The organism is Bradyrhizobium sp. CFUWI, from assembly GCF_056429085.1.
In genome coordinates, this window is the sequence record NZ_JBWJZE010000023.1 from 1 (window position 1) to 12,690 (window position 12,690).

Annotated in this window: 15 protein-coding genes and 1 tRNA gene; 5 read left to right on the forward strand and 11 right to left on the reverse strand. The window is 65.6% G+C overall.

The features are described from left to right. Positions 1–73: 73 nt before the first annotated feature. Complete coding sequence (locus AC066S_RS32600) at positions 74–574, reverse strand: hypothetical protein (protein ID WP_135167051.1); 501 nt, start codon at positions 572–574, stop codon at positions 74–76. Between the two features lie 63 nt (positions 575–637). On the opposite strand from AC066S_RS32600, the gene AC066S_RS32605 reads away from it, so the two are divergent. Continuing rightward, a complete protein-coding gene (locus AC066S_RS32605) occupies positions 638–1,396 on the forward strand; it encodes an SOS response-associated peptidase (RefSeq protein ID WP_478271553.1) in 759 nt (252 codons plus the stop codon). A 111-nt stretch (positions 1,397–1,507) separates the two neighbouring features. Here the strand turns inward: AC066S_RS32605 and AC066S_RS32610 are convergent, their stop codons facing one another. The 6 genes from AC066S_RS32610 to AC066S_RS32635 form a co-directional block, all read right to left on the reverse strand. Continuing rightward, on the reverse strand, positions 1,508–2,701 hold the full coding sequence (locus AC066S_RS32610) for a CaiB/BaiF CoA transferase family protein (RefSeq protein WP_478271554.1): 1,194 nt from the start codon (positions 2,699–2,701) through the stop codon (positions 1,508–1,510). Between the two features lie 36 nt (positions 2,702–2,737). After that, entirely contained in the window at positions 2,738–3,667 is a 930-nt protein-coding gene (locus AC066S_RS32615; RefSeq protein WP_478271555.1) for a glycine reductase, read from the reverse strand. Positions 3,668–3,940: 273 nt separating this feature from the next. Next, entirely contained in the window at positions 3,941–4,522 is a 582-nt protein-coding gene (locus AC066S_RS32620; RefSeq protein ID WP_478271556.1) for a GDP-mannose pyrophosphatase, read from the reverse strand. Between the two features lie 9 nt (positions 4,523–4,531). Further along, complete coding sequence (locus AC066S_RS32625; RefSeq protein WP_478271557.1) at positions 4,532–4,975, reverse strand: GNAT family acetyltransferase; 444 nt, start codon at positions 4,973–4,975, stop codon at positions 4,532–4,534. Next, on the reverse strand, positions 4,972–6,399 hold the full coding sequence (locus AC066S_RS32630; RefSeq protein ID WP_478271558.1) for an FAD-binding oxidoreductase: 1,428 nt from the start codon (positions 6,397–6,399) through the stop codon (positions 4,972–4,974). The genes AC066S_RS32625 and AC066S_RS32630 overlap by 4 nt, the downstream gene beginning before the upstream one ends. 23 nt (positions 6,400–6,422) lie before the next feature. Beyond that, positions 6,423–7,412: an L-threonylcarbamoyladenylate synthase gene (locus AC066S_RS32635; RefSeq protein WP_478271559.1), complete on the reverse strand. Its 990-nt coding sequence runs from the start codon at positions 7,410–7,412 to the stop codon at positions 6,423–6,425. A 68-nt stretch (positions 7,413–7,480) separates the two neighbouring features. On the opposite strand from AC066S_RS32635, the gene AC066S_RS32640 reads away from it, so the two are divergent. Then, a tRNA-Pro gene (locus tag AC066S_RS32640) sits at positions 7,481–7,557 on the forward strand. Positions 7,558–7,803: 246 nt separating this feature from the next. Here AC066S_RS32640 and AC066S_RS32645 read toward each other — a convergent pair. From AC066S_RS32645 to AC066S_RS32660, 4 genes are all read right to left on the reverse strand, one after another. Beyond that, on the reverse strand, positions 7,804–8,091 hold the full coding sequence (locus AC066S_RS32645) for a BrnA antitoxin family protein (protein ID WP_478271560.1): 288 nt from the start codon (positions 8,089–8,091) through the stop codon (positions 7,804–7,806). 53 nt (positions 8,092–8,144) lie between these two features. Beyond that, on the reverse strand, positions 8,145–8,330 hold the full coding sequence (locus tag AC066S_RS32650) for a BrnT family toxin (protein WP_478271561.1): 186 nt from the start codon (positions 8,328–8,330) through the stop codon (positions 8,145–8,147). A gap of 81 nt (positions 8,331–8,411) precedes the next feature. After that, the gene (locus AC066S_RS32655; protein WP_478271562.1) at positions 8,412–8,738 is read right to left on the reverse strand and encodes a hypothetical protein; all 327 of its coding nucleotides are present in this window, start codon (positions 8,736–8,738) and stop codon (positions 8,412–8,414) included. Between the two features lie 218 nt (positions 8,739–8,956). Further along, the gene (locus AC066S_RS32660; RefSeq protein WP_126260388.1) at positions 8,957–9,181 is read right to left on the reverse strand and encodes a hypothetical protein; all 225 of its coding nucleotides are present in this window, start codon (positions 9,179–9,181) and stop codon (positions 8,957–8,959) included. A 275-nt stretch (positions 9,182–9,456) separates the two neighbouring features. Between AC066S_RS32660 and AC066S_RS32665 the strand changes: the two genes are divergently transcribed. From AC066S_RS32665 to AC066S_RS32675, 3 genes are all read left to right on the forward strand, one after another. Continuing rightward, entirely contained in the window at positions 9,457–10,416 is a 960-nt protein-coding gene (locus tag AC066S_RS32665; protein WP_478271563.1) for an N-carbamoyl-D-amino-acid hydrolase, read from the forward strand. Positions 10,417–11,860: 1,444 nt separating this feature from the next. Beyond that, positions 11,861–12,280, forward strand: a complete 420-nt coding sequence (locus AC066S_RS32670) for a DUF4118 domain-containing protein (RefSeq protein WP_478271564.1) — start codon at positions 11,861–11,863, stop codon at positions 12,278–12,280. Between the two features lie 150 nt (positions 12,281–12,430). Beyond that, positions 12,431–12,628 carry a hypothetical protein gene (locus tag AC066S_RS32675; RefSeq protein WP_135162083.1) on the forward strand — a complete coding sequence of 66 codons (198 nt, stop codon included), beginning with the start codon at positions 12,431–12,433 and terminating at the stop codon, positions 12,626–12,628. The last annotated feature ends 62 nt before the right edge of the window (positions 12,629–12,690 follow it).

Genomic DNA, 12,690 nt, shown 5'->3' on the forward strand with positions numbered 1-12,690 from the left:
GGGCGGGCTGAACGGGCGAAGCCATTTTCTGAAGGACCTGTTGGGAAAGGACCTTGTTCTTAAAGCATCTGGCTCAGTTCGCCATGATGGTGTCGACGTCGGCCTCGGCGCCGCCATGGATGATGCCGCCGCAGGCCGCGATCAGCGGCTTGACCCAAAGCGCGGCCTGCTCGGCGAGGCGGATTCGGGTCGTATCTTTCTCGACCTCGCGCATGGCCGAGCCGACCGCGGTCAGGATCGAGGTCATGGTATCGGTGATGTGGTCGAACTGGGCACGCACGTTGGGATCGGCCTTCTCATAGGCCTCGATGGCGAGGTCGCGCGCCTTGAAGTTCGAGGCCGTGAAATGCTCGGCATAGGACAGCGGCGTCCAGGTCAAGAAATCGTCCGCGCATTCCGGCATGTCCGGAACCATTTCCAGCAGCATCACCGCTTCATTGAAATGGTTGAGATAGTCGGTGGCAAGCCCGGTCCGCGGGTTGATATTGGCCACGCGCAGCCGCTCGGCCCAGGCGGCGGCCTCGGGGCCCGTCTGTACATGCGTCCGCGCGGGTTTGGAGGCCGTTGAGCTCATCCGCCGCAGTGTTAACGTTCGGGGTTAAAAGGACCTGAACGGACCCTATATAGACACCCTGGGATGTGTGGACGCTTCGTCATAACTTCGGCCCCCGCGGCCTTGCGGCAATTGTTCGGCTATGTCGAGCAGCCGAATTTCCCGCCCCGGTACAACGTGGCGCCGACACAACCGATTCCGGTCGTCCTGATCGAGAACGGCGCGCGGCATTTCCGCTTGATGCGCTGGGGCCTGTTGCCCACCTGGGTCAAGGATCCCCGCGGCTTTACGCTGCTGATCAACGCACGCTCCGAAACCGTGCTGGAGAAGCCCGCCTTCAAGAACGCTGTTCGCCGCCGCCGCGGTCTGATCCCGGCCGACGGCTATTATGAGTGGAAGACGGAGGGCGGCCGAAAGCAACCGTTCTTCATCCACCGCGCCGACGGTGCGCCGCTTGGTTTCGCCGCATTGTTCGAGACCTGGGTCGGGCCGAACGGCGAGGAGCTCGACACCGTCGCGATCGTTACGGCCGCGGCAGGCGAGGATCTCGCCGCGCTGCATGACCGCGTGCCCGTCACCATCAGCGAGCGCGATTTCGAGCGCTGGCTCGACGTCAGCGGCAACGAGGTCGACGCGATCCTGCCGCTGATGACCGCTCCGCGCAGCGGCGAATTCGCCTGGCACCCGGTCTCCACCCGTGTCAACCGCGTCGCCAATGACGACGAGCAGCTCTTGTTGCCGATCAGCGCGGAGGAGATGGAGGCGGAGGCGCCGAAGCCGAAGAAGGCGGTGCGAAAGGGGGCTGCTGCGTCATCGGATGACGGGCAGGGCTCGTTGTTCTAAGCCGCGGTGCCGTAGGGTGGGTAAAGGCGCAAAGCGCCGTGCCCACGATCTTTCTCTTCAACGCGCGATGGTGGGCACGCTTCGCTTTGCCCACCCTACGGCAGCGGAGGTTCAGACGACCTCCTTCGCCCTCAACGCCGCGATCTCCGCCGCACCGAATCCGAGCTCGCCCAGCACCGCGTCCGTATCCGCGCCCAGCTCCGGGGCCATCCGATCGAGTTTGCCGCCGCCATGGGCGAGCTTGAAGCCGCTGCCGGCAAAGCGCAGCCGGCCGTAGGGCGTGTCCAGCTCCTGGATCGCGCCGCGCGCCTTGATTTGCGGATGGTCGATCACTTCCTCGACCTTCCAGATGCTGGCGCAAGGTGCGCCCGCGTCTTCCAGAATGCTCTCCCATTCGCGCGCCGGCCGTGCCGCCAGCGCCGCCTCGATGATGGCGCGCAGCGCCGGCTCGTTCTCGTTGCGCGAAAACCAGTCGGCAAAGCGGGGGTCAGACAGCGTGTCCTCGCGGCCGAGCGCAGCCATCAGCGCGCGATACTGCTTCTCGTTGTTGACGGCGAGCAGGATATGGCCGTCGCCGCATTTGAACAGGTTTGCCGTGGTCCTGCGGCTCACCGCCTGGTTGCCGGACAACGTCTGGCGATGGCCGGCGACCGACCAGTCCGCGATCTGGCCCGACAGAAACGCCAGCGTCGCCTCCAGCATGGAGACGTCGATCAGCTGGCCCACGCCGGTGCGGTCGCGCTGGTACAACGCGCTCGAGACACCAAAAGCAGCCGTGGCGCCCGACAGCACGTCGCAGACCGCAAAGCCGGCGCGCGTCGGTCCCGTCTCGGGATGGCCTGATATCGCCATGATGCCCGAGAGCGCCTGCATCTTGCCGTCATAGCCGGGCCGCAGGCGATCCGGGCCGGTCTGGCCGAAACCCGACACCGCGCAATAGATCAGCTTGGGGTTGATCGCCGAGAGCGCTTCATAGCCGATGCCGAGCTTGTCCATCACGCCCGGGCGGAAATTCTCCATGACGACGTCGACGCGGCTTGCGAGCTTCTTCACGATCGCGATCGCCTCCGGCTTCTGCAGATCGAGCGTCAGGCTGCGCTTGTTGCCGTTGACGGCCTGGAACGCCGGCGCCAGCCCGCGGTCGGCCCATTCCCGCGAGAGCGGCGTGCGGCGCATGTCCTCGCCCTCGCGCCGCTCGACCTTGATGACGTCGGCGCCGAGCAGCGCGAGCTGGTAGCTGGCATAGGGGCCGGCCAGCACTTGCGTGAAGTCCAGGATCTTCACGCCCTCGAACGGTCGCGTCACGTCTCTCTCCCTTTTTGTTTTGGTTATCGGAGGACGTCAGGCGGCGCGGTTGCCGCGCGCGATCTCCTTCTGCTTGTCGAATTCGGCGCGGCGCCGCGCCAGCTCTTCAGGGCTGAGTTGCGCGACATTGTTGTAGTCGAGCTTCCAGGAGGCATCCTCGCTCCAGCGCAGCGGCGACTGCATCGTCGTCTGCGGGCCGCTCGCGGTCTCCAGCAGCGTGAGCGCCAGCTCCAGCGTCTGCGCCTGCGAGGCGACGTCGTGCGGCTTGCCGGCGGAATTGCCGAGCGGGAAGTCGGAGAACAGGAAGCGCGGCGCGGCGGCGTGCTCGATGATGTCCTTGGCGCAGCCCATGATCACGGTCGGAATGCCGCCGGCTTCGAGATGCCGCGCCACCAGCGCCGTGGTCTGGTGGCAGACCGGGCAGTTCGGCACCAGCACCGCGGCGTCGACCGCATCAGTGAGGCAGCGCTCCAGGATCTCCGGCGCGTCGGTGTCGAGCGTGACGCGGTGGCTGCGATTGGTCGGCGCGCCGAAGAAGCGCGGGGCGACTTCGCCGATCCGGCCGGCGGCGGACGCCTTCAACAGCTGCGGCAGCGGAAACCAGGTGCCGCTATCGGTCGCCGAGGTGTGCTTGCGGTCGTAGCCGATGTGCGAGATGCGCAGGTCGTGCTGTTTCGACGTGTCGCCGTCATAGACCTGGTAGAACTTCGCGCTGCCGTTATACGCCGCGCCCGGCCCCTGGTCGCCCTTGGCGGGATCGTAGGGTGCGGCGGTCGTGATGATGGTCAGGCGCGACTTCGCCAGCGGCTTCTTCAGCGGCTGGAACGGCGCCGAGGTGTAGTGCGCCCAGCGATACGGCGTGGTGTAGCCGATCGCCGCGTAATAATCCCGCGTGCGCTGCATGTAGGGGACGGGAGAATCATAGTCGGGCGCAAAGCCGAATTCGTCGTCGCGCGGAGCGGACATGGGCGCGTCTCCTGGTTCTTGGTTGGGACCAGACTAGAGCTAGTTTCGGGGTTGCTCAACGGGGGGCAGAGCGGCGCAGGACAGGATTGCAGCCACGATGGCTCGCCGCGCGACGGGTGCGCTCCCTCGCCCCGCTTGCGGGGAGAGGGTTGGGGTGAGGGGGAGTCTCGGCGAGGGCGCTGACAGTGAGACTCGCGGAGGCTCCCCCTCACCCGGAATTTGCTTTGCAAATTCCGGCCTCTCCCCGCACACGGGGAGAGGCGAAGAAATCACCTACCTGAACACATGCAGCGCCGCGTATTGCAGCAGCATGATCGCCTTGGCGTCGATGATGCGGCCGTCGGCGATCATCGCCAGGGCCTCGTCGATGGAAAGCTCCAGCACCTCGATGTCCTCGCCCTCGTGCGCGAGGCCGCCGCCGTCGCTCACCCGCATCTCAGGCTCGTACTCGGCAACGAAGAAATGCAGCTTCTCGGTGATGGCGCCCGGGCTCATGTAGGCCTCGAACACCTTGTGGACGTGGTGCAGGCGATAGCCGGTTTCCTCCTCGGCCTCGGCGCGGATCCGCTCCTCGGGCTCGGCATTGTCCAAGACGCCGGCGGCCGCCTCGATCAGGAGGTCGTCGTAGCCGCGGATGAAGGCCGGCAGGCGGAATTGCTTCACCAGGATCACCGTCCGCCGTGCGCGATTATACGGCAGCACGGCGGCGGCGTTGTCGCGCTCATAGGTCTCGCGATGCTGCGTCTGCCATTCGCCGCTGGCGCGCCGGTACTCGAACGTCGTGGTCTTCAGCGTGGTCCAGCCGTCCGAGAGCACGCGGACGTCCTTGATGCGGACGCGGTCGGAAATGGTCATTGCGGGATCTCAGTTGCTTGGCGTCGTGGCGCGGCCGTCGAGCCACTTCTGGAACATCACGGAGGTCGATAGCTCGAAGCCGAGCGAGCCGTAGAACGCGTGGGCCTCGGCATTCTCGCGCCGGACCAGGAGCTGCAGCTTCGAGATGCCGGCCGCGCGCAGCCAGTCCTCGGCCGCGGCCATGATGACGCGGCCGAAGCCGCGCTTCTGGCAGTCTGGATCGACCGCGACGTAATAGACCCAGCCGCGATGGCCGTCATGGCCGACCATGACGCTGGCGACGATCGCGCCATTGTCGCGGCCGATCAGCACGGTGGAATTGTCGCGCCGCCGCGCTAAGGCGATGTCGGCATGGGGATCGTTCCAGGGCCGCGTCAGGCCGCAGCGCTGCCACAGCGCGACGACCGGCTCGACATCGGCATCGGTGATGGCGTCGATCGTAAGGACGCTCACAGCACCTTCCCCGGGTTCATGATGCCGAGCGGGTCGAGCATCGCCTTGATCGCGCGCATCAGCTCGATCGCGGTCTTGTCCTTGACGTCGGGCAGCTCGTCGCGCTTGAGCACGCCGATGCCGTGCTCAGCGGAGATCGAGCCGCCCATGCGCAGCACGATCTCGAACACCACCGCGTTCACCTCATGCCAGCGCGCGAGGTAATCAGCCGTGTTGGCGCCGATCGGCTGGCTGACATTGTAGTGCAGATTGCCGTCGCCGAGATGGCCGAACGGCACCGGCCGCGCGCCGGGGATCAGCTTCACCACCGCGGCGTCGGCCTCGGCGATGAAGGCGGGCACGGCGGCGACGGGAACGGAGATATCGTGCTTGATCGAGCCGCCCTCCGGCTTCTGCGCCGCCGACATCTCCTCGCGCAGCTTCCAGAAATTGTTGCGCTGGGCAAGGCTCGACGCGATCACGGCGTCGTCGACGATCTCCTCCTCCATGGCACGGCCGAGGATCGTCTCCAGCGGCGTGCGGGCGTCGTCGCTGGCTGCGGACAATTCCATCAGCACGTACCAGGGATGTTTTTCTGCGAGCGGATCGCGCACGTCGATGCCGTGGCGGACCGAGAAGTCCACCGCCATCTGCGACAGCAGCTCGAAGCTCGTCAGCGCGTTGGCGGCTTCGCTCTGCGCGATCGTCAGCAGCTTCAAGGCCGCGTCCGGCGATTTCAGCCCGACATAGGCGGTCTCGACCGCCCGCGGCTTCGGAAACAGTTTGAGCGTCGCCGCCGTGATGATGCCGAGCGTGCCTTCGGCGCCGATGAAGAGATTGTGCAGATTGTAGCCGGTGTTGTCCTTCTTCAGCTTCGACAGCACGTTGAGCACGCGCCCGTCGGCGAGCACCACCTCGAGCCCCAGCGCCATCTCGCGCGCGACGCCATAGGCGAGCGCGGCGGTGCCGCCGGCATTCGTGGAGAGATTGCCGCCGATGGTGCAGCTGCCTTCGGCGCCCAGCGACAGCGGAAACAGCCGATCCACCTCGGCGGCCTTCGCTTGCGCCACCTGCAGCACCACGCCGGCTTCGACCGTCATGGTGTTGGAGGCGGTGTCGACCTCGCGGATCTTGTCGAGGCGCCGCAGCGACACCACGACCTCGCCATTGTGCGGCGTCTGGCCGCCCACGAGCCCGGTGTTGCCGCCCTGCGGCACCAGTGCGATTCTGTGCGCGGAGGCGAGCTTGCAGATTTCAGAGACCTCGGCCGTCGAGCCCGGCCGCAGCACCAGCGGCGAGCGGCCGTGGAACAGGTTGCGCTCCTCGGTGACGTAGGGCGCGATGTCGTTCGCATCGGTGATGGCGTGACGCTCGCCGACGATGTTGCGGAATTGCTCGATCAGCTCGGGCGCAAGCGGCGGGACGGCGGGTGTATTGACGTTCATTCTCGTGTCTCTTCTCAAGCTTCTTATCGCGCCACGGCCGCGCGCCGCAGCCGGTCGTTGATCGCCTCGCCAAGCTCTTGCTCGGGAATTGCCATCACCGCAATCGCCCGCGGGCCCTTCGCATCCAGGCTGCGAAGATAGCCGAACAGATTGGCGGCGGCTTCATCGAGATCACCGCTGGGCGACAAATTCATGACGGCCGACGCGGTATCGACGCCAGGCAGGCGCGCGGAGCCGAACGCCAGCAGCGCCTCGCCCGGTGTCACCTCGCGCGCATCGAGCCGCACAGGAGCGCGCGGCGCGTAATGCGAAGCCAGCATGCCCGGCGCCAGCGGCTGGCTGTCGTCGCTTTCGGCTTCCAGCGACGGCCGCGCCAGCGGTGCCCCGAGCACCGCCTCGATCCGCTCGCGCGACAATCCGCCGGGCCGCAGCAGCATCGCCGTCTCGAAGCAGCCGACGATGGTCGATTCGACGCCGACCGACACAGGCCCGCCGTCGATGATCAGGTCGATCCGCCCCGCCAGGTCGCTCTCGACATGGGCAGCCAGCGTCGGCGAGACATGGCCGGAGATGTTGGCGGACGGCGCCACCACGGCTCCGCCGAAGGCGCGCAGGATCGCCTGCGCGACGGGGTGGGCGGGGATGCGAATCGCGACGGTGTCGAGGCCGGCGGTGGCGAGATCCGCCACCGGGCAGCCCTCGATCTTCGGCACCACCAGCGTCAGCGGCCCCGGCCAGAACGCCTCCGCCAGCTTCAACGCGCGCGCGTCGAACCGCCCGATCCGCCGCGCAGCCGGGATATCGGCGAGATGCGCGATCAGCGGATTGAACGCCGGCCGCCCCTTGGCGGCGTAGAGGTGGGCGATCGCGGTGGCGTTGGCGGCGTCCGCTCCGAGCCCGTAGACCGTCTCGGTCGGAAACGCGACCAGCCCGCCGGCGGCCAAGGCCCGAGCGGCAGCCTCCGCGCCGGCCGCGCCGGCCGGTAAAATCAGCGTTTCAAGGCCCGTTTTCACAGGGACAAAATTCCTCATCTCGGCCGCTTGCGGTGCGTCAAACCCGACGCTATAAGCCGCCTTCTTGTCGGAGTGTGGCTCAGCCCGGTAGAGCACTGCGTTCGGGACGCAGGGGTCGCAGGTTCGAATCCTGCCACTCCGACCATTCTTCCAAAAGTTGACGTTCTCCAGAGGCTTGGCAGACCGGCCGCCAGCGCCTCGGAACGCCTTTCTGCAACGATTTCGGGATCGGGTCCACGGCCGATTTGGCCGGGCAGGGCGGCGTGAGCGCGCGGCATCGCTTGTCAACTTTAGGATGGCTCGGCGGACCGGTCTCAAACGGGACCGCGACCCGCTTGGTCTTGATCCGGCCGTGGACGCCATAGCTGGACTCGAAGCTCAGCGCCGGCCGCTAGACCGACTTCTGCGCCTTCTTGACGGCCTTAAGCAGCGTCTCGTCGATCCGGCTCTGCCATCCGCGCCCGGAAGCCTTGAAATGCTCCAGCACGACGGGGCTCAATCGCAGCGACACCAGCTTTTTTGTCGGTGCCTTGTTGGGGCCACGGCCCCTGCGCATCCCAGGGAAGACTTCGTCGAACGGTTTGGCCTTCGCCATATCGATCTCGGTCCACTCTGGATTGTCGCTCACCGCGCGCATATCGCTCGCGGTGTAGCGCTTCTTAGCGGCGGTTCGCTTCATAGAGTTGTCTTTCCTTCTTGCTGGCAGGGCGCATGCTGATGATGCTGACGGCCTCATTGCCATAGATGGCGAAGATCACGGAAATGACGCCGCGGATATTTACACCGATAGCCCGATAGCGGTTGCGCGGCTTGAAGAACCAAGGCTGTATCGAAGAACCGGTCGTTGAGATCAGCGAAATCCATCCCGTGCTTGTCGAGATTGGCCAAGCGCTTCGATTCGTCCCAGATGATCTTCACGGGTTATTTTGTATCTACAAAATAACCTCTCGTCAACGCCGGCAGAAGGGTGCTTGTCTGGTGACATGCAACTTGCGGCGATCACCTTCTCGCCACCAACACCCCCACCAGGAACGCCACCATCAGCGCCGGCAGCGGCGCCTCGCGCACCATGCCGCGGACCATGTCGGGCCAGTGCTGCTCCGGGACCAGTCGTGGCGATCGCACCTTCGGCGCCGATTCGATGCCCCAGTGTGATGCGAGTTCGGCGACTTCGCTTTCCGCCAGTCGCACGCCGTCGCGGACGCGGAAGATCGCGGCGTCCGCGCGCTCGCGCGGTGCGAGCTGCATCAGGGTCGCGACCGCCGTGCGCAACGTCATCTCGCCAAAACCTTGCAGCCGCACCTGCTCCTCGGGCTCGGTCGTCATGCGAAATCCCTCACGGCGCTGAAACCTCACGGTGCAAAGTGGCGTGCGGGGGCGAGCGCCGCCGTCGCGCACAGGACCAGCGTGGATACCGCGCCGGCCACCTCGCGCGAGACGGGCTCGCGTCAGGTGCCTGGCCATGATCGTGCTCCATGCTGTCAGGGAAATGGCGGCGGTGGAGCTTGGTTCCCTTGCGAGGACGCGAATCGCGAAAGGCCTGATTACTTCCGCAGCAGCTCGCTCAAGGCCGCCGTCGCCTCGGCGCAGCGGATGTCGTCGATCTCGCGCGACAGGCTGAGCGCGCTCGCTTTCAGCTCTTCGATCTTCCAGCTGTCCGGATGCTGGCTTTCAAGCTGACCCAGGCGCTTGTTCAGTTCGTCCAGTCTCGATTGGAGGCGCCCGATGCTGGCATCCCCATTCACTTTCCAAACGCGTTGTGCACGCATCGTCGTTCCCCTGATCGTCTCACGGTCTTGTGAGAGCGGTTCGTGGCCGGAATGGGAGTTTGTTTTGTCCGGCTTCAGATCGCGGGGAACCGTTGCATATCCGCAACTAAGTTCCCGATTCTTCGCGAATGATCGGCCGGCTCCGCACGATGATACCCGCAGGCATGGAATTTGATTGTGTCCCGTCACCACGATCGGGCGAGCCGACCTGTGCGCGCGGTGCGCCGCTCGATAGGCTCGGGCTCGAGGCACTCCGGACAACGAAGGAATGACGCGTGGCGAGATTTGTGAATGTTGCGGCCGGCCAGCTTGGCCCGATCGCCCGGACAGAGAGCAGGACCCAGGTTGTGGCCCGGCTGATGGCCTTGATGCGCGAGGCGAAGGCTTGCGGCTGCGACCTGATCGTCTATCCCGAGCTCGCGCTGACGACGTTTTTCCCGCGCTGGTATTTCGAGGATCAAGCCGAGATCGACAGCTTCTTCGAGCGCGAGATGCCGGGTCCGGAGACGCGAGGCCTGTTCGATCTTGCCCGCGAGTCCAGTATCGGCTTCTACCTCGGCTATGCCGAGCTGACGGTCGAGGCCGGACTTGTCAGGCGCTACAACACGTCCATTCTCGTCGACAAGAGCGGCGCGATCGTCTCGAAATATCGCAAGGTCCATCTGCCCGGCCATGCCGAGCACGAGCCTTGGCGGAAATTTCAGCATCTGGAGAAGCGCTATTTCGAGCCCGGCAGCGGCTTCGGCGTCGCCAGCGCCTTCGGCGGCGTGATGGGCATGGCGATCTGCAACGACCGCCGCTGGAGCGAGACCTATCGTGTGATGGGCCTGCAGGGCGTCGAGATGGTGATGATCGGCTACAACACGCCGGTGCATAATCCGCCCGCGCCCGAGCATGACGATCTCTCGCTGTTTCACAATCATCTCGTGATGCAGTCCGGCGCCTATCAGAACGGCACCTTCGTGGTCGGCGTCGCCAAGGCCGGCGTCGAGGAGGGCGTCGACCACATCGGCGGCAGCTGCATCATCGCGCCCTCGGGCGAGATCGTCGCGCGATGCACGACCAAGGGCGACGAGCTGGCGCTCGCCCGCTGCGATCTCGATCTCTGCAATTCCTACAAGCGCACCACTTTCAATTTCGACGTCCACCGCCAGCCGCATGCCTATGGGATGATCGTCGAGCGGAAGGGCGTGACGACAATGGCGGATGGCGCGCCGGTGTTGCGAAAGGGGTGAGGCGCTCCTGGCCACCTTGCTTCGTCGAACAATGAAAGCGACCCTCGCCAGTTCCGTCATCCTGAGGCGCGAGACATGCGACGCAGCGCGGCGCATGGGGAGCCTCGAAGGATGAACGGCCCCGATGCAGCCGGGCCGTCGCCCTTCGAGGCTCGCCGAAGAGGCGAGCACCTCAGGGTGAGGTGATGGAGTTCCCCTGTGTCGGTGTCGGTCAATCCCTTCACCTGAAAATATTCCACTTTACCGAAATTCGGTTTTGGCGTATGTGTCGGGCCATCCCGGCTCATCCAGGAGGGGCGATCTTGCGGTCGTCAATTTCGCGAGCCGGGCTTGCGGTGGACGCGGCAGCGTCGGCACGAGAGGGACGGGCAGGGCGGGTAGTCCCTGTGAGCTCGAGACCCGCGTGCGACGAGCGGCGCTGTTAGGCTTCGTCTCGCCTGTAAGTTTCCGGCTTCGTCGACAGGGCTGGAAAAACTGCGGCGACATGGCGGGCCGTGCGTACGGCAAAACCGTGTGGTCCTGGCCGTCGTTGCTACGGTCAAGCTTCCGCGAAGGTGCGAGCGAGCCCAACCGGGCAGACTGCATCATCCAATTCGCGGGAGCGAGGGAGGCCAGAAGGAAAGTTCGGCTCCCGGGAGAGCACGGCATAAGCCGTCCGACCACCGCGCAGGGAAGGCCGAGTGATTGGCCACACCTGTATGCTGCTGTGCGGTTCTTCCTGCGTGTGCATTTCGCGCAGCGGACCGCGGGTGCGAGCCGGCACCCGGCCTTCCCTGCGCCCTCTTGGCTTTGAGAGGGGCGAAGACGCAAGCAAAGCTCGGGCGAACTAAGCCGCGAGAGCGAGAACGTATGCCCGTCGCCACACACGCGGTGTCATCGCCCGGTTCAACCGGGCGATCCAGTATTCCAGAGACGCCAGCGATCAATCCGAGAAGCCGCGGCGTACTGGATTCCCCGCCTTCGCGGGGAATGACAGTGTTGCTTGGAGGACCAGCTATCGCCTCATCCTCCGTCATTGCGAGCCAAGCGACTTGTCCGCCGAAGCCTTGGCGAAGGCGGAAGCAATCCAGAATCCCTCCGCGGAAACACGCTGGATTGCTTCGTCGCAAGGGCTCCTCGCAATGACGGGGAGAGAGCATGTGCGCCACACTCCGCTCTCGCGCCCCGGACGCCGCGCAGCGTCCCTTCGACGGTGCGCTGCAGAGCCGGGGCCCATCCATCCGCATCGTGCCGTGTCGCCCTGGGTCCCGGCTCTGCGCCGCAACGCTTGCGCGTTGCAGCTTGTCCGGGACACGCGCATCCCAGTCGGCCTGCAAGCCTACCCCGCGCGGTGCTTTGCGGCTCGTTTACCAATCCCGTCGCGCTGCAATTTCCATCTCGCGGTCTGCTTGCGGCTGTAGTACTTTCGTCTCAAGCCCGGTTAACGGGCGGCAGGGGGAGGCTGATGAGGCGCGTGGGGCTGCTTGGCGTACCCTGGGTGCGGCCATGGTCGTGGCAGGCGTTTCTGCTCGCTTGCATCACTATCGCAGTGTCGGCTGTGCTTCAGGGCATCTGCGTCGCGCTCGGCGCGAAATTCTATTTTGCGGCGTTCCTGCCCAGCCTGTTCGTGCTCGGCCTCATCGCGGGCACGCCGGCGGCGGGGTTCGCTGCGCTGTTCACCATTCCGCTGGTGTGGTGGGCGTTCATTCCGCCCGTCTTCCAGTTCAACGCGTTATCCAGCGCGAATGCCGATTCCATCAACCTGTTCTGCCTGCTGGCGGTGCTGCTGATCGGCCTTGCCGATCTCTGCCGCGAGACCATGAAGATCGTCAGTCGCGGCGGGCTGAAGCCCCCGGGCGAGAGCGCGGCAACGAATCCGCAATAAATCGCTCTCGACCTCGTCCCGGCACCACGTGGCGCGTTGCCTGCGCGCAACAATCCGGCAACCATCCGCGAGCTTGCCGCGCGCCGCTAACTTTTCGAAAAAGATTTGGCCGCAATTTCTCCCCCGGGAATGACGAGGGAGTTTTCGGACATGAACGGTCACGCCATCTTGGAGAACGTGCGACGCTATCGCGGCATCGCATCGCTCTATCGCCAGACCGCTGCATTCCGCCCGGGCCAGAGCTGGTCGCTGCTGGAGCAGGCAAGGGAGTGGGAAGCGCGGGCGCTGTCGGAGCTGGAAGCCTATTTCGCAACGCGCATGGACCACGCCGCGCCGCTCGCGGCCTGATCGCTGGCGACCGGCGCGGCCGTGAACCGGCCCGCCGCAGGCGCGATCGCGCTCGTGGCAAT